The 25,637-nt window shown below is 70.9% G+C and carries 27 protein-coding genes and 1 pseudogene; 7 read left to right on the forward strand and 21 right to left on the reverse strand.

From position 1 onward, the window contains the following. The 4 genes and pseudogenes from JHN45_RS34755 to JHN45_RS34770 all read right to left on the reverse strand — a co-directional run. Positions 1-271, reverse strand: a pseudogene (locus JHN45_RS34755) (hypothetical protein); the annotation flags it as partial. Between the two features lie 79 nt (positions 272-350). Beyond that, positions 351-1,016 (reverse strand): HdeD family acid-resistance protein, encoded by a 666-nt coding sequence (locus JHN45_RS34760; RefSeq protein WP_200717486.1) that lies wholly within the window; start codon positions 1,014-1,016, stop codon positions 351-353. Positions 1,017-1,078: 62 nt separating this feature from the next. Next, on the reverse strand, positions 1,079-1,675 hold the full coding sequence (locus JHN45_RS34765) for an HhH-GPD-type base excision DNA repair protein (RefSeq protein WP_200717487.1): 597 nt from the start codon (positions 1,673-1,675) through the stop codon (positions 1,079-1,081). 126 nt (positions 1,676-1,801) lie between these two features. Continuing rightward, on the reverse strand, positions 1,802-2,515 hold the full coding sequence (locus JHN45_RS34770) for a siderophore-interacting protein (RefSeq protein ID WP_200717488.1): 714 nt from the start codon (positions 2,513-2,515) through the stop codon (positions 1,802-1,804). Positions 2,516-2,612: 97 nt separating this feature from the next. On the opposite strand from JHN45_RS34770, the gene JHN45_RS34775 reads away from it, so the two are divergent. From JHN45_RS34775 to JHN45_RS34790, 4 genes are all read left to right on the forward strand, one after another. Beyond that, positions 2,613-5,309, forward strand: a complete 2,697-nt coding sequence (locus tag JHN45_RS34775) for a GNAT family N-acetyltransferase (RefSeq protein WP_201053149.1) — start codon at positions 2,613-2,615, stop codon at positions 5,307-5,309. Between the two features lie 18 nt (positions 5,310-5,327). Next, positions 5,328-5,801 (forward strand): cupin domain-containing protein, encoded by a 474-nt coding sequence (locus JHN45_RS34780; protein ID WP_201053157.1) that lies wholly within the window; start codon positions 5,328-5,330, stop codon positions 5,799-5,801. Beyond that, positions 5,789-6,577: an SDR family NAD(P)-dependent oxidoreductase gene (locus JHN45_RS34785; protein ID WP_200715456.1), complete on the forward strand. Its 789-nt coding sequence runs from the start codon at positions 5,789-5,791 to the stop codon at positions 6,575-6,577. Before JHN45_RS34780 ends, JHN45_RS34785 begins: the two co-directional genes overlap by 13 nt. A gap of 192 nt (positions 6,578-6,769) precedes the next feature. Continuing rightward, complete coding sequence (locus JHN45_RS34790; protein WP_200715455.1) at positions 6,770-8,530, forward strand: copper resistance protein CopC; 1,761 nt, start codon at positions 6,770-6,772, stop codon at positions 8,528-8,530. A 14-nt stretch (positions 8,531-8,544) separates the two neighbouring features. Here the strand turns inward: JHN45_RS34790 and JHN45_RS34795 are convergent, their stop codons facing one another. Both JHN45_RS34795 and JHN45_RS34800 read right to left on the reverse strand, forming a co-directional pair. Further along, positions 8,545-9,423 carry a haloalkane dehalogenase gene (locus JHN45_RS34795; RefSeq protein WP_234469282.1) on the reverse strand — a complete coding sequence of 293 codons (879 nt, stop codon included), beginning with the start codon at positions 9,421-9,423 and terminating at the stop codon, positions 8,545-8,547. Next, on the reverse strand, positions 9,420-10,223 hold the full coding sequence (locus JHN45_RS34800) for an NAD(P)H-binding protein (protein WP_200715454.1): 804 nt from the start codon (positions 10,221-10,223) through the stop codon (positions 9,420-9,422). The genes JHN45_RS34795 and JHN45_RS34800 overlap by 4 nt, the downstream gene beginning before the upstream one ends. A 105-nt stretch (positions 10,224-10,328) precedes the next feature. Here JHN45_RS34800 and JHN45_RS34805 point away from each other — a divergent pair, with 105 nt between their 5' ends. Continuing rightward, on the forward strand, positions 10,329-10,946 hold the full coding sequence (locus tag JHN45_RS34805; protein WP_200715453.1) for a TetR/AcrR family transcriptional regulator: 618 nt from the start codon (positions 10,329-10,331) through the stop codon (positions 10,944-10,946). A 6-nt stretch (positions 10,947-10,952) separates the two neighbouring features. On the opposite strand, the gene JHN45_RS34810 is transcribed toward JHN45_RS34805, so the two are convergent. The 4 genes from JHN45_RS34810 to JHN45_RS34825 all read right to left on the reverse strand — a co-directional run bounded on the left by JHN45_RS34810 (position 10,953) and on the right by JHN45_RS34825 (position 14,155). Beyond that, positions 10,953-11,921, reverse strand: coding sequence for a cytochrome c oxidase assembly protein (locus JHN45_RS34810; protein WP_200715452.1), 969 nt, complete (start codon positions 11,919-11,921; stop codon positions 10,953-10,955). Between the two features lie 103 nt (positions 11,922-12,024). Further along, on the reverse strand, positions 12,025-13,488 hold the full coding sequence (locus JHN45_RS34815; protein WP_236584445.1) for an alpha/beta hydrolase-fold protein: 1,464 nt from the start codon (positions 13,486-13,488) through the stop codon (positions 12,025-12,027). Positions 13,489-13,738: 250 nt separating this feature from the next. Then, positions 13,739-13,900 carry a hypothetical protein gene (locus JHN45_RS34820; RefSeq protein ID WP_201053151.1) on the reverse strand — a complete coding sequence of 54 codons (162 nt, stop codon included), beginning with the start codon at positions 13,898-13,900 and terminating at the stop codon, positions 13,739-13,741. A gap of 12 nt (positions 13,901-13,912) precedes the next feature. After that, on the reverse strand, positions 13,913-14,155 hold the full coding sequence (locus JHN45_RS34825) for a hypothetical protein (RefSeq protein ID WP_201053153.1): 243 nt from the start codon (positions 14,153-14,155) through the stop codon (positions 13,913-13,915). Between the two features lie 25 nt (positions 14,156-14,180). On the opposite strand from JHN45_RS34825, the gene JHN45_RS34830 reads away from it, so the two are divergent. Next, entirely contained in the window at positions 14,181-14,396 is a 216-nt protein-coding gene (locus JHN45_RS34830) for a hypothetical protein (RefSeq protein ID WP_200715449.1), read from the forward strand. Between the two features lie 145 nt (positions 14,397-14,541). Here the strand turns inward: JHN45_RS34830 and JHN45_RS34835 are convergent, their stop codons facing one another. Genes JHN45_RS34835 through JHN45_RS34860 form a run of 6 tightly spaced genes read right to left on the reverse strand, consistent with a single transcriptional unit; the run spans position 14,542 to position 20,468 of the window. Continuing rightward, entirely contained in the window at positions 14,542-15,783 is a 1,242-nt protein-coding gene (locus JHN45_RS34835; RefSeq protein WP_307783285.1) for an ABC transporter permease, read from the reverse strand. 38 nt (positions 15,784-15,821) lie between these two features. Continuing rightward, complete coding sequence (locus tag JHN45_RS34840) at positions 15,822-16,514, reverse strand: ABC transporter ATP-binding protein (RefSeq protein WP_200715460.1); 693 nt, start codon at positions 16,512-16,514, stop codon at positions 15,822-15,824. A gap of 20 nt (positions 16,515-16,534) precedes the next feature. Next, positions 16,535-17,995 carry a peptidoglycan-binding protein gene (locus JHN45_RS34845; RefSeq protein WP_234469278.1) on the reverse strand — a complete coding sequence of 487 codons (1,461 nt, stop codon included), beginning with the start codon at positions 17,993-17,995 and terminating at the stop codon, positions 16,535-16,537. Next, positions 17,992-18,948 carry a hypothetical protein gene (locus tag JHN45_RS34850; protein WP_234469277.1) on the reverse strand — a complete coding sequence of 319 codons (957 nt, stop codon included), beginning with the start codon at positions 18,946-18,948 and terminating at the stop codon, positions 17,992-17,994. Before JHN45_RS34850 ends, JHN45_RS34845 begins: the two co-directional genes overlap by 4 nt. Positions 18,949-19,005: 57 nt before the next feature. Beyond that, entirely contained in the window at positions 19,006-19,827 is an 822-nt protein-coding gene (locus JHN45_RS34855; protein WP_201053155.1) for a hypothetical protein, read from the reverse strand. A 2-nt stretch (positions 19,828-19,829) separates the two neighbouring features. Next, positions 19,830-20,468 carry a SigE family RNA polymerase sigma factor gene (locus JHN45_RS34860; protein ID WP_200715446.1) on the reverse strand — a complete coding sequence of 213 codons (639 nt, stop codon included), beginning with the start codon at positions 20,466-20,468 and terminating at the stop codon, positions 19,830-19,832. A 177-nt stretch (positions 20,469-20,645) separates the two neighbouring features. Here JHN45_RS34860 and JHN45_RS34865 point away from each other — a divergent pair, with 177 nt between their 5' ends. Continuing rightward, on the forward strand, positions 20,646-21,113 hold the full coding sequence (locus tag JHN45_RS34865) for a hypothetical protein (protein ID WP_200715445.1): 468 nt from the start codon (positions 20,646-20,648) through the stop codon (positions 21,111-21,113). Between the two features lie 35 nt (positions 21,114-21,148). Here the strand turns inward: JHN45_RS34865 and JHN45_RS34870 are convergent, their stop codons facing one another. The 5 genes from JHN45_RS34870 to JHN45_RS34890 all read right to left on the reverse strand — a co-directional run bounded on the left by JHN45_RS34870 (position 21,149) and on the right by JHN45_RS34890 (position 25,297). Beyond that, a complete protein-coding gene (locus tag JHN45_RS34870) occupies positions 21,149-22,012 on the reverse strand; it encodes a tetratricopeptide repeat protein (protein WP_200715444.1) in 864 nt (287 codons plus the stop codon). A 93-nt stretch (positions 22,013-22,105) separates the two neighbouring features. Next, entirely contained in the window at positions 22,106-22,513 is a 408-nt protein-coding gene (locus JHN45_RS34875) for an NUDIX domain-containing protein (protein ID WP_200715443.1), read from the reverse strand. 120 nt (positions 22,514-22,633) lie between these two features. Continuing rightward, positions 22,634-23,623 carry a hypothetical protein gene (locus JHN45_RS34880; RefSeq protein ID WP_200715442.1) on the reverse strand — a complete coding sequence of 330 codons (990 nt, stop codon included), beginning with the start codon at positions 23,621-23,623 and terminating at the stop codon, positions 22,634-22,636. Positions 23,624-23,645: 22 nt separating this feature from the next. Continuing rightward, complete coding sequence (locus JHN45_RS53420; RefSeq protein ID WP_234469276.1) at positions 23,646-24,938, reverse strand: WXG100 family type VII secretion target; 1,293 nt, start codon at positions 24,936-24,938, stop codon at positions 23,646-23,648. Next, positions 24,935-25,297: a WXG100 family type VII secretion target gene (locus tag JHN45_RS34890; RefSeq protein WP_200715441.1), complete on the reverse strand. Its 363-nt coding sequence runs from the start codon at positions 25,295-25,297 to the stop codon at positions 24,935-24,937. Before JHN45_RS34890 ends, JHN45_RS53420 begins: the two co-directional genes overlap by 4 nt. Positions 25,298-25,637 lie beyond the last annotated feature (340 nt).

Genomic DNA, 25,637 nt, shown 5'->3' on the forward strand with positions numbered 1-25,637 from the left:
CGGCCACCGCCGCCCTACGGCCCTCGGGGTCGTACGACGCCGGGGCGGGCGCGGGGCGCAGGGGCGGGGTGGGCCGGTGGACGGCGAGGGCGGAGGGCCGTAGGGCGGCGGTGGCCGTGTCGAGGACGTCATACTCGATGGTCGTCTCGACGGAGGAGGCGACGGGCACGGCGCGCATCTCGGCGTGGGCGCCCGGCACCAGGAGGGCGAGCAGCAGCACGAGCGCCCGCAGCCAGGCACGGCTGCGGGGGAGGCTGCGTGCGGTGCTCACGGGGGTCAATCTGCCCTGTGGAGCTACGGCGTTCATCGCGTCCGGAGCGAGATACGCCCGCATGGAGTAGGGGCGCCGGTCACAGGGCGGTCGGTACCTCTTGGGCCCGGCTCCGCATCCTGATCGCCGTGATGATCTCGACGACGCCGACCGCGACCAGCCAGATGCCGCCGACGAGGGTGAGGACGGCGACCGAGCGGAACGGTGAGTCGATGAGGACGATGCCGGCGATGAACGTGACGACCCCGAGGAAGATCTGCCAGCCGCGCGCGGGCATGTTCTGGTCGGACGCGGCGGCCAGGGTCTGGGTGATGCCCCGGATCAGCCAGCCGATGCCGATCCACAGGGCGAGCAGCAGGATCGACTGCATCGGACCGCGGAAGCAGAACAGGCCCAGCACGATCGACAGCGCGCCGCTGATGAACGCCAGTACGCGCAGCGAGGTCGCCTTGTGGGTGCCGAACGCGGAGACCAGCTGGAAGACGCCGCTGATCAGCAGGTAGACGCCGAAGAGGATGCCGGCCGCGAAGAGGGACGCGCCCGGCCACACCAGGACCAGGACGCCCAGGATCAGGGACGCGACGCCGGTGAGCAGGACGACCTGCCAGGCGGCCTTGGACAGGGCGTGCAGGGGGCCTTCGAGATCAGGTTCCCGGTAGCGCTCGTCGTGCGGGGGCCGCGGTGCGTGGGCGCGGCGGTCGTCGAACTCCGGGCCCCAGGGGGAGCCGCTCGGTGCCTCGGTCATGGTCCATGTTTTGACCGGGGGCGTACGGTCCGCCACCGGGACGGGCCGTCCGGCTGACGCGGTTACTTGCCGCCGGCCGCCTTCGCGGCCTTCGCCGCCGCCTTCATCTCCTGCTTGTGGGCGCGCACCTTGGTCAGCGACTCGGGGCCGGTGATGTCGGCGACGGAGCGGTAGGACTTGGGTTCGCCGTATGCCCCGGCCGCCTCCCGCCAGCCCTTCGGCGTCACCCCGAGCTGCTTGCCGAGCAGGGCGAGAAAGATCTGCGCCTTCTGCTTCCCGAACCCGGGCAGTTCCTCAAGCCGCTTCAGCAGCTCGGCCCCGGTCCCGACCCCGTCCCAGACACGGCTCGCGTCCCCGTCGTAGTGCTCGACGAGGTACTGGCACAGCTGCTGGATCCGCTTGGCCATGGACCCCGGGTAGCGGTGCACGGCCGGCTTCTCGGAGAGGAGCGCGGCGAAGGCCTCGGGGTCACGGGCGGCGATGTCGTCCGCGTCGAGGTCGGTGGCCCCGAGCCGGTCGGCGATCGTCCGCGGCCCCTTGAACGCCCACTCCATCGGCACCTGCTGGTCGAGCAGCATCCCGACCAGCGCGGCGAGCGGGGAACGGCCGAGAAGCTCGTCGGCCTCGGGGTCCTGGGCGAGGTGAAGGGTGACGTCCATGGGTCGATTCTGGCGCGTCCGGGGGCGGGATGCCTCTCCGTGCGTGGGGAGGGTGTGGTTTCGAAAGTGTGTCACTTTCGGTGAAAAGTGACACACTTTTCCGAGGTAGGTCCCCTCCGGCCTGCCTCAGGCCGCCCGCCAGTACCCCAACGCGTGCACCCGCTCCCGCCCTACGCCCAACTCCTTGCGGACGTACGACGACAGCGCCCGGGTCGTCGTCGTGTCGCAGGTGATCCAGACGTAGGGGTCCGGGGTGGACTTCAGGAGGTCGGGGAGTTCCGTGCGGATCCGCTCGGTCAGTCGGCCTCTGGGGAGTGCGCGGATCTCGTGGTGGTCCGGGTCGGTGCGCAGGGGGAGGCCGTCGGGCTCGCCCTCGAACCAGATCGTCGCCGGGACCGTCGAACCCACCGCTCCCAGAAGGGAGTTGACGGCGGGGACGGATGCCGGGTCGCCGATGACGAAGAGGTGGGAGGGGGCCGGGTCGGGGCTCTCGAAGCCGGTGCCCTGGACCGTGGCCTCGATGGTGTCGCCGGGCTTGGCCGAGCGTGCCCAGTCGCTCGCGCGGCCCTCGTGCAGGGCGAATTCGAGGCCGAACGTGCCGGCCGCCGCGTCGGGGTCGACCAGGGTGTACGCCCGCTGGTGCGGCTTGCCCGCGTTGTCGAACCAGAGCCGGACCCACATCGTCGGGTGGACGCCGGTCGCCGCGAGCATGCCGCCGTCGGTGAGGTGGAGGCGGCGATAGTGCGGGGTGACGTCCTCGGCCCGCGTCACGGTGAACTCGAAGTCCTTGGCGCGCAGCAGCCGGAGAACCGCGCCCTCCCATCCGCGCCCCTGTGTCATCGTCTCTTCACCCTTCGCGTACGCTTTCCCCACCGATTACTTAGGCAAGGCTAACCTAAATAAAAGCCTCGGAACAGGGAAGCAGAGGGTTCACAGGGTGACGACCGAGATCCATCGCGATGCCGGGATCTACCGAGATGCCTGGGGAATCCCCCACCTCCGCGCCGACAGCGCCGACGAACTCGCCCGCGCCCAGGGCCGCGTCACCGCCCACGACCGCGCCTGGCAACTGGAGGTCGAACGGCATCGCGCGCAGGGCACCTCGGCCGCCTTCCTCGGCATCGACGCCCTGCCCTGGGACCTCTTCGCCCGCCGCGCCCGCCTCGACGACACCGCGAGACGCTGCTTCGCCGCCCTGGAGCGGCGGGACCCGGAGACCGCGCGCTGGGTGCGGTCGTACGTCGGCGGTGTCAACGAAGGTCTGGGGGAAAGGACTTCGGCTCCCGAGTTCGGCAACGCAGGCCTGGCGCCCGGGCGTTGGGAGCCCTGGACCCCGCTCGGGGTCTGGCTCGCCACGCACATCCTCTTCGCCGGGTTCCCGGCCAAGCTGTGGCGCGAGGAGGCGATACGGCACCTCGGGCCGGACGCGGTCGGCCTGTTCGCCACGGACGGGCCCGGCACCTCCGGCAGCAACGGCTGGCTGGTGAGCGGCGCACGGACCACGACCGGCCTGCCCGTCCTCGCCGGCGACCCGCACCGCTTCATCGAGGACCCCGGCGTCTACCAGCAAGTCCACCTCTCCTGCCCGGAGTTCGACGTCGTCGGCCTCGCCGTGCCCGGTGTCCCCGGCATTGCCCACTTCGGCCACACCGGCACGGTCGCCTGGGCCATCACCAACGCGATGGCCGACTACCAGGACCTCTACCGCGAGCGCCTGCGCCGCACCGGCGCCGGTGTCGAAGCCCTCGGCCCGGACGGGAGTTGGCGGCGCGCGGCCCGGCACACGGAGACGGTCGAGGTGGCGGGCGAGGAACCCGTCGAGGTCGAGGTCATCGAGACCGAACGCGGGCCGGTCGTCATCGGCGGGCCGGAGGGCCTGGACGGCGGAGTCACCGCGCCGCCCGGCACCCCACCCCTCGCCGTCAGCCTCCGCCACCCGCCCCGCGTCACCGAAGACCTGGGCTTCACCACCCTGCTCCCCCTCCTCCGCGCCCGCCAAGTCGCCGACGTGGACCGGGCGTTCGACGACTGGGCCGAGCCCGTCAACGTCGTCCAGGCCGCCGACACCGAGGGCGGACTCCTGCACCGGGTGGCCGGAAAGGTCCCGCTCCGCGCCGAGGCCAACCGCACCCGGCTGGTCCCCGCCTGGGAACCCGGCCACGCATGGCACGGCTGGCACCAGCCGCCCCGAGCCGAACCACCCGCCGACGCCGACGGCATCGCGGTCATGGCCAACCAACGAGGCCCGGCGACCCCGCTCGGCGTCGAATTCGCCCCGCCCCACCGCGCCGACCGCATCACCGCGCTCCTCGCCGAGCGCGCGCACTGGTCCGCCGCAGACATGCCGACCATCCACATGGACACCCGACTGGGCTCCGTCACACCCCTGTTGGACCACCTGGCCGCCCTCACCGACCTCACCCCCGAGGCCGCCGCACTCACCGACCGGCTGCTGACCTGGGACCGCCGCATGGACGCCGACAGCACGGACGCCGCCGCCTACGCGGCCGTGCGCGGCGCGGTCGTACGACGGCTCGCGGCCCACCCGGCGTTCGCCGCGCTGGCCGCGCCGCCCGCCTACCCGGAGGTGTTCCAACCGTGGCTCGCGCTGCTCCCGCGCGTGGGCTTCGCGCTCGAACACCTGCTGCGGGCACGGGAGTTGTACGGCATCGACCGGCCGGAGACCGTACGGGCGGCGGTGGAGGAAGTCGCCGCCGCACCCCTCGGCACCTGGGGCGACACCCACCGCCTGACCCCCTGGCGGGCACTCGCCGACACTCCAACTCCCGGTCCGGGCCTGGCCGGTGACCACGACTGCGTGCTGTGCACCTCCTCCGTGCCCGGGCTCACCGACCTGAGCGCGCGCGGCCCGGCGGCCCGCTTCGTGTGGGACCTGGCCCGGCGGGAGGACAGCCTGTGGGTGGTGCCGCTGGGCGCGTCGGGGCTGCCCGGCTCACCGCACCACGACGACCAACTCCCCTTGTGGCTCAAGGGAGATCTGGTCCCGGTGGTCACCGACTTCAGCCGCCTCGCCCCCGAGCGCCCCACCCGCGAACCGCTCCACGAGCAGCACGTCGACGGCTTCGGTACCGTCCGCGTCCTGCCCCTGGACCCGGCGGCCGACGCCGAGGTGATCCACCGCTGGGTCAGCGAGGAACGGGCCGCGTTCTGGGGCATGAACGGCCTCACCCAGGCCCAAGTCGCCGAGATCTACGCCCACATGGACACCCTCGACACCCACCACGCCCACCTGGTGCTCAGGGACGACGAACCGGTCGCCCTCCTCCAGACCTACGAGCCCACCGCCGACCGCGTCGGCGACTGCTACGCCGTAGCACCCGGGGACATCGGCATCCACCTCCTCCTCGCCCCCGCCGGACCGGAGGGCGCCCGCCCCGGCTGGTCGGCGGCGCTGATGGGTGTCCTCGCCGGGTACGTCCTGCTCGGTCTGGACCGGCGCCGGATCGTGGTCGATCCGGATGTGCGCAACGAGAAGGCGGTCGCGCGCTTCCTGCGGCAGGGCTTCGTGACGGGCCCGCGGGTGGTGCTCCCGGAGATCGACATCCCGGACGTGTTCCTGCCCGAGAAGCACGCTCAACTGGCGTTTCTCCCTCGTGAGGTGGCCTTCCCGTAGCCTGCCGGGGTGACCGGAGTGACCCCAGAAGACCTCGTCGCCCACTACGGCCTGGAGCCGATCCCCCGCGAGGGCGGCCTCTTCCGCCGTACCTGGGCGGGCCCGGAACGGTCCGACGGCCGCCCCGAGGGCACCGCGATAGTCGCCCTCCTCGCGGCCCCGGACTACTCCGCGCTGCACCGGCTGCCCAGCGACGAGGTCTGGCACTTCTACCTCGGTGACCCGCTCGAACTCCTGCTCCTCGCCCCCGACGGCACCTCCCGCACGGCGGTCCTCGGCCCGGACGTCCTGCACGGCCAGCACCTCCAGTTCACCGTGCCGGCCGGTACCTGGATGGGGGCGCGGGTCGCGGCCGGCGGCGCGTGGACGTTCTTCGGCTGCACGATGGCCCCCGGGTTCACCTACGACGGCTACGAGCACGGCGACGCCACCGAGCTGACCGCCCGCTACCCGGCCGAGGCCGCCCGCATCGCCGGGCTGTGCCGCCCGTGAACGGCCCGCTGAACGGCCTGCTGACCGGCCAGGTCGCCCTGGTCACGGGCGCGGGCGGCGGCATCGGCCGGGGTATCGCCCTGCGGTTCGCCGAACAGGGCGCGGCGGCGGTCGCGGTCCACTGTCGTACGGCGGTGGAGGCGGCCGGTGAAGTCGCCGCCCGGGTACGGGAGTTGGGCGCCCGGTCGGTCGTACTGCAAGCGGATCTGACCGACGAGGACGCCTGCCGGGCGCTGGTCCGCGAGGCGGCGGAGTTCGGCGGCGGGCGGCTGACGGCGCTGGTCAACAACGCGGGCGTACAGCCGACGCAGCCGTTGGACGGGATGACGGCTGCGGAGTGGCGGGCGGTCGTCGACACGAACTTGATGAGCGTGTTCGCGTGCACGCAGGCGGCGGCCGAGGTGATGAGAGAACACGGCGGCGGCACGGTCACGCACATCGCGTCCATCGAGGCGAGCGCCCCGGCGCCGCTGCACGCGCACTACTCCGCGTCCAAGGCGGCCGTGGTGATGCACGCGCGGTCGGCGGCCCTGGAGTACGGCCCGTACGGCATCCGCGTCAACACGGTCTCGCCCGGCCTGGTCGACCGGGAGGGACTGGCGGAGGCCTGGCCGGACGGGGTGCGGAGATGGCGGGAGGCGGCGCCGACGGGACGGCTGGGCCGCCCGGAGGACGTGGGCGACGCATGCGCATTCCTGGCTTCCCCCCTCGCCTCCTGGGTCACCGGGCACGACCTGGTCGTGGACGGCGGAGTCTCGGCGCGGCCCACATGGTGAGCGAAGGGAACGGTTCTTCCGTACATAACCCGAGGCCTGCAAGTCCGAAGACGGAGAGATGACGTGCGCCGACGACGGAATGAGGGACAGCGTTTTGGACGCGACGGAGTCAACGGCGACTGCGGAGTCAACGGGGACTACGGAGTCAACGGGGACGGCCGAGGCAGTCGGCGGCGAGGAGTTCAAGGGCTGGTGCTGCTGGGCACCGTGCTGGTCCTGCTCCTCCTCGGCAGCGCGGGCACCGCGTCCGCGCACGCCGCCCTCGAGTCCACCGACCCCGCCGACGGAAGCGTCCTCAAGTCGGCCCCCCGCAGCCTCACCCTCACCTTCTCCGAGTCCGTCGCCCTCCTCGACGACTCCTTCCGCGTCTACGACCCCGACAACCGGCGGGTGAAGACGAGTTCCGCGCACCATGCGAAGGACGCCGGTGACACGGCGAGCGTGACCCTCCCGGCCAAGCTCGGCACCGGCACCTTCACGGTCGCCTGGCGCGTGGTCTCGGCCGACAGCCACCCCGTCTCGGGCGCCTTCACCTTCTCCATCGGCAAACCCTCCGCCACCACCACCCCGATCAGCACGGCCCCGAACGAGGAGCCGTTGACGGGCAGCCTGTACGACATAGCCCGCTACTTCGCGTACATAGCCGCGGCTCTCCTCATCGGCACGGCCACGTTCATGGCCCTGTGCCGCCCCCCGAACCCCACGGTCCTCAACAAGCCGATCCTGATGGGTTGGTGGACCCTCCTGGCATCGACCCTGGCCCTCCTGATCCTCCGCGCCCCCTACGAGGCGGGCACGGGCCTGGCCGCGGCGTTCGACCCCTCCGCGCTCCCGCGCACGCTCACCACCCGCCCGGGCCAGGCCCTGGTGGCCCGCCTGCTCCTCCTCGCCGCGACGGCGGTTTTCCTCCTACGACTCCGGGGACGGGACCGATTCGGACGCGTGACCCTGGGGACGGGCGCCGCCCTGGCCGTCGCGCTGGCCCTGACCTGGGCGTCGGCGGAGCACGCGTCCGCCGGCATCCAGGTACCGGTGGCGATGACCTCGGCGGTCCTGCACCTGCTGGCGATGTCGGTCTGGCTGGGCGGCCTGACGGCCCTCCTCACCGTCCTCTACCGATCGACCGACCTCGACGCGGCCCCGGTGACCCGCTTCTCCCGCCTCGCCTTCATCTCGGTCACCGTCCTGGTAGTCACCGGCGTCTACCAGTCCTGGCGCGGCCTCGGCTCCTGGAACGCCCTGACCGGAACGTCGTACGGCCGCATCCTGCTCGTGAAGCTCGGCGCGGTGGTCCTGCTGCTCGCGGCGGCGGCCTGGTCCCGCCAGTGGACGGCACGGCTGGCGGGTGCGGAAGTGCCGCTCCAGGTCCCGGAGTTGGTGCGCACGGGAGCGGACGCGGCGACGACGAACCCGTCCACCGGTGATGACAAGACCCTCCCGGACCCCGGTGCCGGCGACGGCTCCCCGGACGGCTACCGCCGCGGCCTGCGCCGCTCGGTCCTGCTCGAAGTCGCCGTCGGCGTCACCGTGTTGGTGATCACCACCCTGCTGACCAACACACTGCCGGGCAGGGCAGCGGCGGAGGCACAGCAGACGGCGACCCCGGCCGACATCCCCGCGGCCTCCGTCACCATGGTCCCCTTCCGCGTAGGCAACGCCGGCGGCAAGGTACAGATCACCCTCGACCCCGGCCGCGTCGGCCTGAACTCGGTCGAGGCGGTCGTCTACGGCCCCGACGGCGGCTTCGCCACGGTCCCCGAACTCCGCCTCTCCTTCACCCTCCCGGCCCAGAAGATCGGCCCCCTCGACGCCGACATCAAGGACGAGGGCGGCTATTGGGGCACCAACTCCCTCAACATCCCCATCGCCGGCACCTGGACGATGAAGGTGACGGTCAGGACGTCGGACATCGACCAGGTGAGCGTGGAGCGGCGGGTGCGGATCGTGCGGTAGCCGGGCACGGCTTCTCAGGCGAGCAGCCCGTGCCGCTCCACCCACCCCGATATCGCCCCGGCGATCACCCCTGGCTGGTCCTCCGGTGTGTGGTGGCCGGCCACCGTGTCGGAGTGCTCGATCTCCAGGGCCGCGATGTTCGTGGCGCACCAGGCGATGATGTCCGAGGTCATCATCGTGCCGGCCCCAGGGGCAAACGTGAGCAGCAGCTTGGGTACGTCCGGGCTGGTCGTCAGCCAGTGGTCGTACGCCTCGATCCTGGTCACGACGTCGGCGGGTTCGCCGTCCAGGGGCATCGAGCGGGCCCAGCGCAGGAGGGGGCGGCGGCTTTCGCGGGTCGGGTACGGGTCTCGGTAGGCGGCGAGGTCGGCCGGTGTGAGTGGGGTCGTGGTGGAGGCGGGGAGTGCCTGTTCGATGAAGGCGTTCTTGTCGAGGATCATGGCCTCGCCGATGCCGTCCGTCTTTATCGCGCGGAACAGCTCTCTGCCCCCTTCGGGGAACTCCGCCCAGGTCATCGGCTTGACGATGGTCTCGGTGAACGCGATGCCCCGCACCCGGTCCGGATGGCGCGCGGCCCAGTCGAAGGCCAGGGCACCGCCCCAGTCATGCCCCACCAGCACCGCGTCCCGCAGCCCGAGCGCGTCGAACCAGGCGTCCAGATAGCGGGCCTGGTCGGCGAAGTCGTAGGAGATGGGCGGCTTGCCCGACTCGCCCATGCCGATGAGGTCGGGGGCCAGCAGGCGCCTGGACGTCACGCCCGGCAGGACGTTCCGCCACAGGTGGGACGAGGTCGGGTTGCCGTGCAGGAAGACGATCGGCGCTCCGATGCCCGACTCCCGGTGGGTCATGGTCGAGTCGAGGACGTGCGTCGAGTGAATCGTCGTCGCCGTCATCGGAAGGCCGCCGCGTTGCGCTCCGCCCACGCCGAGAACGTGCCCGGCGCCCGCCCCAACACCCGCTCCACATCCGGGCTCACCCGCTGCTCCTCCTCGGTCGGCTCGCCCAGGATGGCCAGCGTGCCCTCGACCACGGGCAGCGGCATGAAGCTCGCCATCAGGTCGTACGCCTCCGCGCGGGTCTGCTCCGTGAAGGTCACCGGCTCGCCCAGTGCCGCAGCTATGGCGGTTGCCCGCGCGCGAGGCGTCGTCTGCGCCGGACCGGTCAGGGTGTACGTCGCGCCCTCGTGCCCTTCCTCGCGCAGGACGGTCGCCGCGACTGCCGCCACGTCGTCGGGGTCCACGAACGGCAGGCCCACGTCCCCGAAGGGTGCCGCCGCCGTGCGCCGCTCGCGGATCGACTCGGCCCAGGCGAACGCGTTGCTGTCCAGCCCGCCCGGCCGCAGGATCGTCCAGTCGAGCCCCGACTCCCGTACGGCCGCCTCGAATTGGCGGGGTTGTGCGTATGCCTCGGGCCGGGTTCCCACCCCCTGCGAGGAGACCAGCACCACCTTGCGGACACCGGCCGCCTTCGCCGTGTCCAGGACGTCGTACGGCCGCTCGCCGGCCATCAGCAGGAACAGCGCGTCCGCGCCCTCGAACGCGCCCCGCAGGGTCTCCGGTTCGGCCAGGTCGGCGGTCACCGTCCCCGGTCCGGTGATGTTCCGGGCCACCGCCGTCACCGGGACCCTGTCCTCCGTGAGGATCCGCACCAGCGTCCGGCCCACGTTCCCGGTCGCACCCGTCACCACGATCATCTCGATCTCCCCGTCGCCGTATGCGTGTGTGAGTTAGTTGGCTGACTAACTCCGTCGAGAATGACGCTAGCACGATCGCCCCGCCCGTTGTCTATAGTTAGTCAGATGACTGACTCAAAGGATTCCCGGCCCGACAGGACCGATCCGCCCGCCCGGTCCGCCGCCGTCGGCAAGCGGCAGCGGCTCACCACCGCCACCGCCCGGGTCCTGCACGAGCAGGGCGTGGAACGGACGACCATCGCCGACATCGCGCGCGCCGCCGACGTCCCGACCGGCAACGTCTACTACTACTTCAAGACCAAGGACGAGCTGATCGAGGCGGCCCTCTCCGAGCACACCGGCAACCTCGCGACCCTGACCGCACAGCTCGACCGGCTCCCCGACCCGCGCGAACGTCTCAAGGCCCTCATCGGCGGCTGGGTCGACCAGAAGGACATGGCCGCCCGCCACGGCTGCCCCATGGGCACCCTCGCCGTAGAGCTGGACAAGCGGTACGAGGACGGTCTCGATCTCGCCGCGGGCCGGGTCATACGGCTGCTGGTGGACTGGGTGGAGGAGCAGTACCGGCAGCTCGGCGCGGCCGATCCCGAGGGGCTCGCGCTCACCCTCGTCGCCGCCTACCAGGGCATGTCGTTGCTTTCCAACGCCCTGCGCGACCCGGAGATCATGACCCGTGAAGGGGCCCGGCTCATACGGGAGTTGGACGCGCTGACGGTGGCTTGAGGGGGCCTACCGCTGTCCCCGGAACCGCTGCGCGACCTCGCTGTTCTCGGTCTCCCACCAAGGGCGGACGAGTTCCGGTCCGTCCGCCACGGCTTCCGTGGGGGCGACCCGCTCCAGTTCGGTGTCCAGCCGCCGGTCCAGCGCGACCGTCTCCGCGCGTTCCGTCCGGGCCCACTGGACCAGGATCGCCAGCAGGAAGGGGATCGCGACCAGTTCCGCGATGCCGACCATCGCGCCGCCGCCGAGCTGCTGGTCGTGCTGGACGTCCGGGGCCCAGGACGGGGCGTGGGCGAGGTACCAGGAACCGGCGATCAGCGTGCCGTGGGTCATCACCACGATGCCCGGCACCGCGTCGATGATCCCGTCGACGAACACCAGCGCCGCCCGCACCGGATGCGTGCACCAGGTGGGCAGCGCCTCCTCGCGGGTGAGCACCGGCAGCACGAACAGGCTCCCGGCGAGCAGCAGTTGGAGGTACATGAGCTGGTGCAGCCAGTTGTTCGCCAACGCCGTTTCGAAGTACGGCGTGAAGTAGATCGTCAGTTCTGTCGTCAGGACGAGGGCCGTGCTGACGAGGGGGAACGTGAGCAGCCGCAGCACGCGGCCGGTCATGGCTCCCTGCGCCCGCGCCGCCGCGCGTTCCGGCAGGGCGCGCAGAGCCAGTCGTAGCGGATCGCCGAGGGCCAGGCCGAGCGGGGCGATCAGGTCCAGGAGGACGTTCTGGACGGCGGCGGGCCAGAACAGCACCCGGTCGTACACGGCCAGCGCGGACATCGTGGCGACCACGATTGTGCCGAGGCCGAACACCGCGAACGCGACGGTCCGCGCCACCGGCCAGGACTCGCCCCGGCGACGCAGCCGCAGGACGCTCCAGCCGTACAGGCCGCCGAGGAGTACGACGACCAGCAGCGCGGGGACGTCCGCCTGCCAGGAGGTGAACAGCCGTCCCACGGTGAGCTCTGGCAGGTTCTCCATCGCGATCTACCTCCACCCACGCCTGCCGGACCTGCCGCAGCACTCTATGCCGCCGAGTGCCGCGGCCAGGACCCGCCCCCGGGGCGGAGCACCAATAAATCGACTACATCGACTGGCGCATGATCCAGTCCCGGATGCCGGGGATCGTGTACGCGACCTGCCAGGTGGCCATGTGCGCACTGGTCGTAGAGCCCGTCGGTACGACCGTGCCGGCCTCGAACGCGGCGAAGTTCACCGGCGTCCGCTGGGCCTTCATGCCGCGCACGTCCGCCGCGAACTCGGCCGCGGTGGACTGCCCGTCCCACAGCGCGGTGCTGACCTGTGTGCCCTGCTCCTGGATGACCGCGGTGATGGCCTGTTCGCCGGGGTAGGCCTTGGTGTCGTCGGCGGAGACGAGGATCCACAGGTCCTTCTTCGCCAGCGGCGCGGCCTGTGCCTCGGGCCACTGCCCGGCGACGATGAACGCCGCCGCGAACAGGTCCGGGTACTTGATGTTCAGGCCGAGCGACATCATCGCGCCCATCGACTGACCGGTCGTGTAGCGGCGCCTGCGGTCGATGCTGTACTGCCGCGTCACGGACTCGACGAGGTTGGCGGTGGCGTCGAAGAGGGTCGACGGCAGGTAGTCGTCGTCGATCACGACGGAGCCGTACTCGGGAGCCAGTACGAAGGCCTCGTGCCGGGCCTGGTCCTCGGGGCTCGCCCAGCACACCGCGCCGAGCCCCTGCACCAGCGGACCATCGGTCGCGACGTTGACCACGCTCGCGTCGTGCATGAACAGCACCAGCGGGTAGCGCTTGCGCGGGTCGTAGTCCTTGGGCACGAACAGGTTGTAGTTCAGGGTCTGACCGGTCGCGGGGTCGGCGAAGGTGAACTGCTGGAAGTCGTCGACGATCAGGTTCTTGACCGCGTCGGTGGTCAGCGCCGTGCTGCTCGCGGAGTACTGGGTGCCGTGGGCCGTGGTGACCGTGCCGGCCTGCGTGAGCGTGGCCTTCGCGGCGACGATCGTGCCGCCGGGGGTGGTGTCGCCGACCTTCGGGCCGCCCGCCCCGACCCCGCCGCCGGAGTCGCCGGTGCCGGTCCCCGTCCCGGTACCGGTCCCGCCGGTGGGCGGGGTCCCGCCGCCCTGCTGGGTCACCCACAGCGCCGCCGCCGTGTCGTCCGGGGACAGCTCGACGATGACGTAGCGGCCGTAGCGCGCCCGCTCGGCGAGGTCGGCGGAGCGGTTCGTGTACACCTTGGTCACGGTGCGGTCGGTGACCGTGAACGTCGACGTCGAGAGCGTCCGTCCGTCGATCTCTCTGTCGTACTCGACCGCCACCGCGACGAGCTTCTGCCCGGCTCCGAAGACCTGCGTGATGGCCGTGAGGCCCTTCACATGGTCTCCGCCCGAACCGCCCGAACCGCCCGAACCGCCCGAACCGCCCGGACCGTCCGAGGCGGTCGCACCGGTCGCGGCCGTCGTCCCGCCCGCCTCCTGCGCCGAGCTGGGGGACGCGCCGGCGAACACCACCAGGGCCCCCGCCGTCGCGGTCGCGGTACCGGCCATGAACCTACGCCTGTCCATGAAGGTGAGCTCCTTCGATCGAGGTTGTCAGGGCTGCCGGGCGCCACTGTCCTGCCTCAATCTGTGAAGCGATAGGCGAGATAAGAAGCGTTTTCACAGGGGACGCAGAAGTTCCCTGGTCGTCCCGGTGAATTCGCTTCGCGCAACCTTAGCTGGCGCGGGTTATCGCGCCCCAATTATTGACCCGCATTCGATCCATTCGGCGGCGGCGGAAATTCGACGACGAAAACAGGCCGTATTCAGAGCGGACTCAGAGGGACTGGTCCATGACCCACTCCCGGATGCCGGGAATCGTGTGGGCGATGTGCCAGGTGGCCATGTGCGCGCTGGTCGCCGAGCCCTTCGGCACGACCGTGCCGGTCTTGAACGAGGCGTAGTCGACCGGCGTTTTCTGCGCCTTGGGGCTCCGCACATCGGCGGCGAACTACGCGCCCGTGGACCGCCCGTCCCATACCGGCGTCGCTACGACCGTGCCCTGCTCATTGACGACCTTTGTGATGGCATTCTCGCCGGAGTGGGACTTGTCGTCGTCCTTCGACTGCCGGGTGGCGTAGAGCCGTTTCTGGTCGAGGCTGTACTTCTTTGTGAGCGCCTGCACGAGATGGGCGGTGGTGTCGAAGAGCGGCGACGGTTTGCAGGTGTCGTCGATGACCGCGCTCGTGGTCACCTTCGTGGCGCTCGCGGGGTAGCGGGTGCCGGAGGAGGACGACGAGGATGCCGTAGCGGACGCGGTCGGTGAGGAACTGGAAGCCGTCCCGGCCCCGCTCCGCGAGGTCGGCGGAGCGGTTCGCGTAGACCTTGGTGATCGCTGTGGCACCCCGGACATGACCGCCCGCCGGAGCCGTCGCGCTCACGGCCTCGCCCTCGGCCCGGCCCGGGGCACCCCGCAACGGGAGATCAGCCGCTGATCAGGAACTCCGCGCAGCGCTCGCCGATCATCACGGTCGGCGCGTGCGTGTTCCCCGACGGCACCGCCGGGCAGTCCGATCGTCGTCGGTTCGAGCGGGACTGCCCGGCGGCCTGCGCTCGGGAGGTGCGCGGTGGGTCGTGTGTCTACGACGGTGCGCGCAGCGCGTCCACCGGTTCCATGCGGGCGGCGCGGAGGGAGGGGTAGAGGCCCGCGAGGAGGCCGACGAGGGCGCCGGCGAGTGGGGCGCCGAGTGCGAGGCGTAGGTCGAGGACCGGTGTCCACTCCTTGAACACGGCGACACACACCACGACCGCGATGCCCAGTGCCGCGCCCACAACTCCCCCCAGCAGCCCGATGGTTGTGGACTCCAGCAGGAACTGCCCGGCCACCTGCCGCCGGGACGCGCCCAGCGAGCGCCGTAGCCCGATCTCGCCGACGCGTTCCATCACCGTCACCAGCGTCACGTTGGCGATGCCGATCGCGCCGACGACGAGGGAGACCAGTCCGAGGACGAGGAACAGGCTGTTGGTGTCGTTCTGGACCCCGGCCCTCGCCTTGGACAGGTCGGGCGGTGCCTCGACCGAGAGCGAGTCCTGGTGTCCGGGCGCCAGCGCGATCGGTGCCTGCCGTGCCACCTGCTTGGCCGCGCCCAGCGCGGTGTCGACCAGGACGCGGGTGATGTCCGTCAGTCCGATCCGGTCGGCCGCGGTGGTGGGCGGCACCAACACGGCGGTGGACAGCCGCTGTTCGCGCCGGATCCCGCCGAGAATGCCGATCACGGTGTACGACTGCCCCTTGAAGAAGACCGCCGGCGCGTCCTCCACCCGCTTGATGCCGAGCAGTTTCGCCGCCTGGTCGCCGAGCACCACCACGTGGTCGTGCCGGGCGATGTCCCCGGAGTCGTAGAACCGTCCCGCCGTCATCGCCCCGTGCACGGCGGCCGGCAGGCCCGCCGAGGCGGCGAGCACGGCGAGGGTCTGGCCGGACATGTCGCCGGGCGCGGTCACGTCGTTGGACCGCACCAGCACGCTGTCGATCGCGTCCGAGTCGGCGAGCGCCGCCACCGCGACCACGCCCGCCAGCCGCCGTACGGCATCGGTCCCCGACCACGGCACCAGCGGCCCGGCGTCCTCCTCCCCGGGCAGCGGCGCCGGCACCGTCACGGTCACCGACGTCGCGGTGAGGGCGTCGAACCGCCCGACGATCTGGTTGCCCGCGGTGGACGCCACCCCGATGGTGATGACCAGCGTGGTGATGCCGAGGACCGTGCCGAGCGTGGTGAGCGCGGACCGCACCGGCCGGGCGAGCACCCCCGCGAGGGCCTCCGTCCACAGGTCCCGCGGATCCATCCAGGGCCGCTCGACCAGCCCTTTCTCGCCACTCACCAGCTCTTCCTCACCTCTCACCAGCCCTTTCGTGCCTCTCACCGGTCCTCCGTCGTGAGGCGTCCGTCGGTGATGCGGACCCGGCGGCCCGCCCGCCGGCTGACCGCGTCGTCATGGGTGATCACGACCAGGGTCATGCCCTGGGCGCACAGGTCGTCGAAGAGCTCCAGCACGGAGAGCGTGTTCTCGGTGTCCAGGTTCCCGGTCGGCTCGTCGCAGAGCAGCAGCGCCGGATCGCTGAGCAACGCCCGTGCGATGGCGACCCGTTGACGCTCACCGCCGGACAGCCGGTCGGGCCGGAAACCCACCCGGTGCCCCAACCCCACCTGTTCCAGGGCCTGATGGGCCCGCGCCAGCCGTCCGCCGCGCCCACGTCCGGCCCGTGGCCTGCGATAGGTCTCGGCCAGCATGACGTTCTCGTCGACCGTCCGGTACGGCAGCAGGTGGAAGGACTGGAACACGAACCCGATCCGGCTCCCGCGCAACGAGGTCCGCTCCAGGTCCCCGAGCCCGGTGGTCTCCACCCCGTCCAGCAGATACGACCCCGCCGTGGGCCGGTCCAGCAGCCCGAGCGTGTTGAGCAGCGTCGACTTCCCGGAACCGGACGGCCCGACGATCGCCAGGTGTTCACCGCGCCGCACGGTCAAGTGCACATCGCGCAGGGCGTGTACGGGCGGCTCGGAGGGGAACGTCCGCTCCACGCCGGTGAGTTGGATGACGGTGTCGACCATGCTCTCCACCACGGTGTCGGTCACTCGCCCACCACCACCCTCTCGCCCGCCTTCAAGGTGCCCCCGGCGGGCTTGACCTCGACGATCCCGGCGGCGGAGAGCCCGACGGTGACATGGACGTCGGTCACGGTGTCGCCGTGCGCGACCTGGACCCGGGCCCGCCCGTCGGACGAGGTGTGGATCGCGGCCATCGGCACGGTCAGCACCTTGCCGTCCGAGGCGCCGACCTTGATGGTCACCTTCACGGCGGCCTCGGCCTCCCCGGCGAGCGGCCCGGGCTCCGGGACGGTGATACGGACCTGGACGGCGGCGGTGGAGTCGGAGCCGGCGGCCGAGTCGGTCTCGCCGGTGGCGGCGGGGGCCGTGGCGGAGGAGTCCGCGCCCGACGACGAGTCGGAACCGGAACCGTCCGCCACGACGTCCACCGTGCCGGTCGCCGACTTGCCGTCCGCCGTGGTCAGTCGGGCGGTCATCCCGTGCCGCAGGAGTTGCGCGTCCGTGCCGGGCACGGCCGCCTGCACCACCACGTCGGAGCTGGTCACCGTGCCGATCTGGCCGGACGGGGTATCGCCCGTCTTCACGCTCACCTTGTCCAGCCGCGCGGGCAGCTTCGGCAGGAAGACGACCTCGCCGGCCGGGACCTTCGTACCGTAGGAGGCCTTGAAACTGCTGAGCGCGTCGTTCGCCAGATCCAGCGCCTTCTGGGCGGACTTGACCTGGATCTCGTGGACCTGCTGATCGGTGCTGGACTGCGGACTGGGGGAGGCGGACGAACCGCCTTCGCTCGAACTGCCCGCTGGGGAAGCGCTGTCGGTGGTGAGAAGCGCCTCCTGCGCTGCGGATACGGCCTGTTCGAGCGAGCCGAGCTGCTGCTGATCGGAGGTGCTCGGCTCCTGGGCGTCGTACCCCTTGCTCTTGTACCAGGCGGCGACGGCGCTCGCGGTGCCCTGCCCGTACGTCCCGCTGATCGAGCCGGGGTCGAACCCGAGCCGCTGCAAGGCTTTCTGAAGCTGTGTCACATCGTCGCCCGAACTGCCGGGCCCCATGGCGCGGTACATCGGCACGGAACCGCCGAGCGCGAACACCGGACGGCCGTTGACCGTCATCAGTACGTCGCCCTCCTTGATCTTCGTGCCGGCGACCGGCGCCTTGGTGACCCGCTGCTCGGCGCCCTCGCTGCCGTCGGCTCCCGAGGACGCGCCGCTGCCGACCGGCCCGGCCAGCGAAAGAGGCCGCGGCGAGGCGAACTCGACGGACCCGGTCGCTACCACACTCGCGGTGAGCGACTGCCGTACGACCGCCACCGTCACCGGTCCCGCCTTCGGCGCCTGATGCGCGGCGGCGGCGTCCGCGGGCGACTGCACCTGCGTACCGGCGAACCACCCGCCCGCCCCGACCAGCACCACGGCTCCCACGACGACCCCAAGTCGCCTACGACCGCTGCCGATCCGGCTCGTACCCGCTCCCTCAGGGTGGCTCATCCGTCCTCCCCGTAGTACGGCTTGGCCTTCTCCTTGGGGAAGTACGCGGCGCGGAACTTCTTGCCGCAGTCCAGATCCTTCAGGGCGATGCCGATGTCCTTGTTGAGGAGCGGCAGCGCGGTCTCCCTGCTCATCGACATGAAGTTCTCCGGCAGCTTCCGGGAGATGTCGAGCCGCACCATGTCGACCATGCCGGTCGGCTGGGTGGTGGAGACGGGGATGCCCTGCCCGGTCAGACAGGTCGCGAACTGCTGGGCGAGCTGCACGAGTTGGGGATCTCCGTTGAGCGCCAGGCCGTTGGCGTGGTTCGCGTCGTTGCGGGCCTTCTCCGCCTTCTTCTCGGCCGCCGCGCTGAGCGCCGGTCCGTGCGCCGCGACCCGCCCGGCCTCCGAGCAACCGCCGGGCTTCTCCTCCGCCTTGGACTTGGCCGGGGGACCGCTCAGCGCGATGTCGTACGCCTTCTTCTGCGCCTCGGTCAGCCCGTCCTCGTCGTGGTCCACGGGCGTGGTCCGCTTGGTCGTCGCGGCCTTGCTGAAGGGGACGTTCGGGTCGTCCGGGTAGACGGCGCCGGCGTAGTACCCGAAGCCGTACTTCTTCCGGAACTGCTTCGCCCGCGCGTAGTCCTCCCCGTCCACAGCCGCGAGCGGATCGGCCGCGGCCGAGGTCCGCACGTACGGGGTGTAGGTGAAGCCCTGCTTCTTCATGCAGACCGCGATGGCGTTCTCTTCGATGTACTGCTGCTTGGTCTCCTCGTCGACGCCGTCGGGGACGGTGAGTTGTACGGCGCCGTTGGAGGTGGTCGTGGTGGATCCGCCGGAACTGCCCGAACTTCCGCTCGACGCAGTCGACTTGGTGCTGTCGCCGCCGCCGCAGGCGGCGAGGAGGGGGAGCAGGCCGACGGCCAGGGCGGTGATCAGGGGGCTGCGTATGTCGGGCGTGCTGAATTTGGACATGCTCATGCCATCCTTGTCGTCAGGGTTGATCACGATGTGTGTCGGAAGTGCGTCGGCTCAGTCGCCGGTTTCCTCGACGGCGTCGAAGATGCGCGGGTCGGTGGCCACTTGGAGCAGGGGAGTGTCCGCCCAGGGACGGCCGCGGCTCCCCCTGCCGGCGGCCTCGTCGAGCTGGCCCGCGATGACCTGTACCGACCATCCGCCCGAGGTCAGGTAGGTGACACCCGTCGCCCAGGAGTTCTCGTTGCGGGAACTACTCGGCCTGGGCAGTCCCATGTCGGACACGTAGTAGAGCAGTACGCTGCCCGAACTGCGCCTGGTCAGGCTGCACTTGTAGAGCAGGCCGTTCCAGGGGGAGGCGAGCACCCGTCCGGTGCGGTTCAGGCAGGCCTGGGTCCGGTGGGCGGACGACGGATCCACGGCGGTGCGACTGACGCCCACGTAGAGGTCGGTGGTGTTGCCGTCGACGGTGGTCACCCGGAAATACCGTCCGGGGCGCAGGGGTTGGCGCGGATTCCCCGCCTCGATCTCGGCGGCGTTGCGAGCGGGCAGGATCGACCGCAGCAGCTCCAGCGACGGATACCAGACCGTGGGTTCCACGGCGGGCAGCGTCGGCGCGCTCTGCGGCCGGGGCGCGAGCAGCGCGTGCCCGCCGAGCGCGAGCACGCCCGCCATGACGGCGGCGCTCACGCACGCCCCGACCCGCCGCCGCCGACGCAACCGCGTGCCGCGTACGACCGCGCCCGGCACGAGGTCCGGCATGGGCGGCTCGGGACCCGAGCCCAACTCCCCGAACGCTTCGACCAGTTCGGACTCGGACTCGGACTCGTAGGCGTAGGTGTGCTTGTCCGCGTACCGGTCACCGCCCTTCCCGCCCATGCTCACCACTCCGCCCGCAGATAGTCGGTGCCTGTGTCCGTCGTGGTCCCGGTCCCGGTCCCGGTATGGGTCCCGGTCCCGGTTCCCATCTCCGTAGTTGCGGTCCCGGGGTCCTTGCCGGACTCGGCGAGGATGCGCCGGAGCGTGCCCAGCCCCCGGGAGGTCTGGCTCTTCACCGTGCCGACGCTGCACCCCAGCGCCGCCGCCGTGGCCTCCACGCTCTGGTCCTCCCAGAACCGCAGCACCAGCACCGCCCGCCCGCGCGGCGGCAACTGCCGCAGGGCGTCCAGCAGCGTCAGCCGCAGATCCGGATCCGAGACCGGGGCCACCACGTCCTCCTGCGGTGTCCCCGCCCGTTCCCACCAGCGGCGGCGCCGGGTCTCGTCGATGAAGGTCCGGTACAGCACCCGCCGGGCGTAGCCGTCCGGCGACTCCAACTGCCGTACCCGACGCCACACCGCGTACAGCTTCGCCAGCGCCGTCTGCGTCAGGTCCTCGGCCAAGTGCCAGTCCCCGCACAGCAGATGGGCCGAACGACGCAGATGCGCCTGCCGGCTGCGCGCGAAGTCGTCGAAGTCCAGCCCGTTCTCGACGACACCACCGGCATCGGAGACGTCCTGCCCGACCGGCGTCCGGATCACAGGTCACCTCCGCCCGGCACCGGCGAGGTGCGCGGTGAGAAGTACTTCATGCCTATCGAACGGGTATACAGGGAGGGGAGGTTGTCACCTCCCGGGAAAATTCTTTCAAACGGGGTGGATGCAGTGGTGGAGCGTTCAGCGAGTGGGGTCGCGTTGCCGGCAGAGGTGCGCTATCGCATGACCATGTGGCAACGGACAGTGCCGGTCCTGCCGGCGGTCGTCGTCACGACGATCCTCTTCATCAACATCAGGACCGGCATGCCACGCCCCGGCGGAGTGGCCGGCCTGGTGACCTTCTGGGTCTTCCTGCTGGTGCTGACGGCCCTGTTGCCGGCCCGCCGCTTCGGCATCACCCTCACCCCGTCGGCGGCCGTGGTCCACACCCTGCGCCGCCGCACGATCCCCTGGGCCGACGTCCGAGGCATCCAGACCGAATCGATCCGAGGCATCAAAACGATCGTCCTCTACGAGACGAACGGCCGCTTCACCCGCCTACGGGCGCCCAGCACCGGATTCCTCGCCCCGGACCGCCACTTCGAGGAGAAGTTCCACGTCATAGAAGACTGGTGGCGGACCCACCGGGGCCCCGACTGGAACCCGGTCTCGGCCCCACCGGCCCGGAACCCGGTCGCCCCTCCCGCCTGACCGCCGTCGGCAGGGCCCCGGCACGCCGGTGAATATCACCTGCTGCCGTGCGGGCGGGCCGTGCGGATGAGGGTTTCGGCTTCGGACGGGCGGCCGGACAGTCGGCCGGCGGTGCGTATCTGTTCGTCGGTCACGCCCCGCCGCACCAGCTGGATCGCCTCATGGAGCCCGTCCCCGTCGCCCTTGTCGAGCATCGCCAGGAACCACCGCACGGCCTGGACCGGGTCCGGCACCGTACCCAGGCCGTCGCGGTACCGGCACCCGGCGGCGAACATCGAACCCGCGTGACCCCGCTCGGCGGCATACACGTACCAGCTCAGCGCCTCGGCGTCCTCATCGACGGAGGCGAGCCTGTCACCGAGCACGGCGGCGGCCTCGGTCACGCCCCCGGCGACGGCCCGGCGCAGCAGCCGCAGGCACTCGTCGTGGTCCCTGGCCACGACATCCCCCGTGATGTGCATGCCCGCCAGGTTGAAAGCGGCGAACGGGTCGCCGGCCTTCGCGGCCGCCGTAAAAAGATCCTCGGCCCGGCGGTCGTCCGGCTCGACTCCGCGGCCGGTGCGGTACATCAGGCCCAGCGTGCGCTGGGCCGACGGATGCCCGGCCCGTGCCGCGGCGGTCGCGTACGTCAGCACCATCGGCAGGGCGGACTCGCGGAAGAAGTCCAGCATCACACCGGCAAGAAGAGCCATCGCGTCGACGTCCCCCGCATCGGCCTGGGCCTTCAGGGGCGGGACTGCGGTGACGACCAGGTTCGCCGATTCCAGACTCCCGGCATTGGATCCAGCGACCCAGGCCATGACAGCCGTCTTCCAGTCGCCTTCCGCGGCGGCCCGCCGACCTCGCTCGACGGACTCCGCGGCGGATTCACTCGCTGAGGGGACGGGCGCATCGCTCATGAGGAGACATCCTGCCGCACGGCCCGGGCCCGCCCGGACGGCTTCGGATCCGCCGGTCACCGCAGCACGGCCGTAGAGACCGCGGTCACCGGATCAGGAAAGCCACCCGGCTTCGTGCAGCGCGTCGAAGACCAACGCGTCGACGGCCGACACCCGGTGCCGATCGACGTAGCGGAACCACGCCTTCTCGGCGATCTCCCTCGCCGGGGTCAGCTCACCGCGGTGCCCGGCGGTGTAACAGATCATCCGGAAGGGGCCGTGCTCGGGATGCCCCTCACCGATCTCGAAAGTGCCGAAGCGCACCATGGAACCGGGGTCGATCACCGCCCGCAGCTCCTCGTCGATCTCCCGCACGAGCGTCTCCCGGTCGGACTCGCCCGGCTCACGACGACCGCCCGGGAGATAGAAGCGATCCCTGCCGTGACTACGCGTCACCAACACCCGGTCGCCCCGAACCAGGATCCACGCCACCTTCTCGGGCGTGCTGCTGCCGTTCGCCATGGTCCGAGACGGTAGCGGCCGTCCTGCGCCGTCCTGCGCCGTCCTGCGCCATCCTGTGCGAAGGAGACCCGAACTCGGGCCAGGCGCCAGGCAGTTGTACTCGACGCAGGCCCGGCGTCGTCACACGCGGTTGAAGACGTCGAGCCGGCCGTAGGCGGTCGGCTTGCTGTCGGTCAGTTCGGGGTGGTTGCCGACGCGGTCCCGGAGGATGCCGACGGTGTCGGGCCACACGGTGAAGTGCGCTCCGTCGCCCGTGAGGATCCGGTCCCAGTCCTGGGAGGCCGAGACGCCGGTCCGGTCGATGACGAAACCGCGGCACTCGGCCGCGTCCTGGTCGAGCGTGCGCACCAGTGCTGCCACGGCCTCCTCGCGGTCGGGTGCCGGGACGTCGGTGAGGCGCAGTGTGATGCCCTGCGTCGTCTCGTCCGTACGTCGCACGATGCCGGTCAGCGACTGGTCGTAGCCCTTCCAGCAGGTGAACTCGGCCTTCGAGTAGCGGTCGTCGGCCAGGGCGGCGGCGAGGGCCGTGCCGTCACCCATCAGGGGCTCGCGGTTTCCGGTCGGCGTCTCGCGGAACCCGAAGAGGGCGTTCGTCAGGGGGTGTACGGCGGAGAGCCCCGCGTTCTCCAGATGGGCGAGGAGCCGACGGGCGCCCGTGCCGGTCAGCTTCGGCACGTACCAGGTGAAGAAGCCGACGGACTTGGGAACGGCCGCTGCGGGGGCGCTGTCCGGGAACTCTTCCTGAAAGATCTGCCTGGCCCGCTCGTCGGACACGGCGGGGACGGTGTAGCTGCTGGCCCGGATCTGCTCCAGGAACTCCGGCGGCAGGGCGACGTGGTGACGGCGCACGTAGTGCACGAGGTCGACCGGCCAGATCCAGGTGCCGTCGGTCAACAGGGACTCGGAGCCCGCGATCCACTCGTCGTCGGCGAGGGCGTCGCGCCGAGCGCCCATCGTGGTGTAGATCTCCCGAGCCGATTCCAGGTAGGCGAGGACGCGGTCCTCGTCCCAGGGCCCGCTGCTCCGCACGTCGTCGCGCAGGGACGGCGCATCGCCCGCTGTGGCATCCGGGCCGCTGATCTCCTGGTAGAAGCCCGCTCGCTTAGTCATCTTCACTCCCGTGAGCCTGCCGTCAGTGGGCCATGGGCAGGTAGGTGCGCCAGTAGCCATTGTTGCCGATGGTGGGGGTCTGGTTGAGCCCGAGGTCGGGGGACGTGCCCACCTTGCTCGTGGGCGCGGTCACGGGCACGCCGAGCTCGTTGGCGACGGACTGGGCGAGGGGCAGCTCGGGAGGTCTCGCGTCGGCGCCGGAGTAGCAGGAGATGAGGCGTACCGGTTCGCCGTGGTAGTTGGGATTGCTGCGGATGGCATCCGCGATGTGGTTGGGATGCACTTCGAAGTCCGTCAGGGTCTTTCCCGCGGCATTGATGCGACCGGGTACGAACACTCCCTGGTCCGTGCCGTGGACGACCACGTCGTGCACGCCGGGGATCCGGGCGACCCGCTGCAGGTTGTTGAGGGTGCGCTCGTCGTAGCCCACCGTGGTGGTGGTCCTGCCGAAGTAGACCGGGTCGCCCGAGACGAGTTCGTAGTCGCCCGCCTTCAACGGCGGTACGGGGATCTTCGAGTCCGGGGCCTGGAACAGCTTCCAGTTACGGGACTTGCCCATCTCGTCGAGGGCCGCGCTGTTCAGCCGGAAGCCGTTGAACAGGCTCTCCACGCCGCCGTTCTCGGCGACGATCCGGGCCGTGCTCCCGCCTGCTCCGAAGGCGCCGCCGAACTCCATGCCGTAGAGCGCGGAGTCACTCACCTCGTCGAGGCTGAGCCCCTTGCTCTCGCCGGTGGCGATCGCGAGGGGCTGGGTGACGGCCAGGTCGACGGTGACCGATTCGACTCCGCCGATGGCGGCCGTGGCGAGTGTGGTGCCGGCGATGGTGGCGATCTCGGTGGAGACGGTCACGCCGAGGGTGGCGGACAGTTCCAGGATCGAGGCGGTGGCGGCGGCCGCGGCGCCTTCGGAGATGCCGAAGGTGAAGACGGCGAGGGCGGTGCCGGCGACGATGGTGGCGCCGACGATCTCCAGCTCGTGTTCCAGATGCTTGACGGCCTTGTGGACGACGTCGGCGTACTGGTCGAGGGCCTTGGCCATGTCGCGGGCGCCGTCGATCATGTCCTGGAGCCAGCCGTGGCCGTCGTAGTAGTAGCGGCGCCAGAACGGGTCGTCGAAGGCGGATATCGCCTCGCCCTTGTTGTGCTCGATGATGCCCCGGGCCGACTTGTTCGCGGCGGCCGTTACTGTCTCCAGATCGTCGGCGAAGTCCCGCCACGCCTTCGCCGCGTCCCGCAGACCGTCCTCGTCGGCATCCGGCCACCACATGCCGGTCACGTCCTGGACGATCTCCTTGACCTTGTCGCTCGCGCTCACCGCGCGGCTCCGTCACCGTCGTGCGGAGCGGGCTGGATCTTGCTGAACATCGAACGCACGAGCAGTTCGTTGTCGATGTGCCCGTCCGCCATGTCGGTCATGGCCGCCTCGATGCTGGCCAGCCCGAGCGCGAGAATCCCGGCGGCTTCCTCCATCTTCGTCACGTGCGGCCAGTACTCCCCGTGGAACTTCTGCCCCTGCTCGTCACCACCCCACGGCGAACCGGCCGCCGCCAGCCCGGTCTTGAGCTTGGTCAGCGCCTTGGCCAGATCCGAGCTGTGCGTGTGGAAATGCGGGGCTGTCGCCTTCAGATCGGCGATCTTGATGTCGAGTATCTTGCCGTCGCTTGCGTCACCCATGACGTCGTCTGCTCCCCCTGAGTCGGCTGAGTCGGCTGACTGGCCCGAAGACGGTAGTTCACCGGGGGGCTTTGCCGCCGCGACCCAGGTAAAGGGAGGGTAAGTACTTGATCAAGTCCGGGGGGTGGGATGGGGGCCTGGACCTCGGAGCCCCGAGCCCGGGGAGCACCCCCTGCCGACAAGGACCTGGACTGCGGGCTTGAGGGCAACGACCCCTCGAATTCGCCGAACGGTGAGGCACTGGCGAAGAGTACGAGATTCGAACTCGTGAGGGGGTGCTCCTGGCATGCTTTCCAACTGTGGGCGTGAGGTGGGTGTAAGTGCGTTGTGGCAAAGGGAG

The sequence above is a fragment of the Streptomyces sp. MBT53 genome (genome assembly GCF_016654115.1).
Taxonomy (GTDB): Bacteria; Actinomycetota; Actinomycetes; order Streptomycetales; family Streptomycetaceae; genus Streptomyces.

Excerpts from the sequence above, each read along its gene's own strand:
- JHN45_RS34865 (WP_200715445.1), top strand. The coding sequence starts at position 20,646 with ATGACCATGTGGCAACGGACAGTGCCGGTCCTGCCGGCGGTCGTCGTC.
- JHN45_RS34805 (WP_200715453.1), top strand. The coding sequence starts at position 10,329 with ATGACTGACTCAAAGGATTCCCGGCCCGACAGGACCGATCCGCCCGCC.
- JHN45_RS34815 (WP_236584445.1), bottom strand. The coding sequence starts at position 13,488 with ATGGACAGGCGTAGGTTCATGGCCGGTACCGCGACCGCGACGGCGGGG.
- JHN45_RS34850 (WP_234469277.1), bottom strand. The coding sequence starts at position 18,948 with ATGTCCAAATTCAGCACGCCCGACATACGCAGCCCCCTGATCACCGCC.
- JHN45_RS34880 (WP_200715442.1), bottom strand. The coding sequence starts at position 23,623 with ATGACTAAGCGAGCGGGCTTCTACCAGGAGATCAGCGGCCCGGATGCC.
- JHN45_RS34845 (WP_234469278.1), bottom strand. The coding sequence starts at position 17,995 with ATGAGCCACCCTGAGGGAGCGGGTACGAGCCGGATCGGCAGCGGTCGT.
- JHN45_RS34795 (WP_234469282.1), bottom strand. The coding sequence starts at position 9,423 with ATGACGGCGACGACGATTCACTCGACGCACGTCCTCGACTCGACCATG.
- JHN45_RS34760 (WP_200717486.1), bottom strand. The coding sequence starts at position 1,016 with ATGACCGAGGCACCGAGCGGCTCCCCCTGGGGCCCGGAGTTCGACGAC.
- JHN45_RS34810 (WP_200715452.1), bottom strand. The coding sequence starts at position 11,921 with ATGGAGAACCTGCCAGAGCTCACCGTGGGACGGCTGTTCACCTCCTGG.
- JHN45_RS34840 (WP_200715460.1), bottom strand. The coding sequence starts at position 16,514 with ATGGTCGACACCGTCATCCAACTCACCGGCGTGGAGCGGACGTTCCCC.
- JHN45_RS34855 (WP_201053155.1), bottom strand. The coding sequence starts at position 19,827 with ATGGGCGGGAAGGGCGGTGACCGGTACGCGGACAAGCACACCTACGCC.
- JHN45_RS34770 (WP_200717488.1), bottom strand. The coding sequence starts at position 2,515 with ATGACACAGGGGCGCGGATGGGAGGGCGCGGTTCTCCGGCTGCTGCGC.
- JHN45_RS34890 (WP_200715441.1), bottom strand. The coding sequence starts at position 25,297 with ATGGGTGACGCAAGCGACGGCAAGATACTCGACATCAAGATCGCCGAT.
- JHN45_RS34765 (WP_200717487.1), bottom strand. The coding sequence starts at position 1,675 with ATGGACGTCACCCTTCACCTCGCCCAGGACCCCGAGGCCGACGAGCTT.
- JHN45_RS34870 (WP_200715444.1), bottom strand. The coding sequence starts at position 22,012 with ATGAGCGATGCGCCCGTCCCCTCAGCGAGTGAATCCGCCGCGGAGTCC.
- JHN45_RS34875 (WP_200715443.1), bottom strand. The coding sequence starts at position 22,513 with ATGGCGAACGGCAGCAGCACGCCCGAGAAGGTGGCGTGGATCCTGGTT.
- JHN45_RS34800 (WP_200715454.1), bottom strand. The coding sequence starts at position 10,223 with ATGATCGTGGTGACGGGTGCGACCGGGAACGTGGGCCGGACGCTGGTG.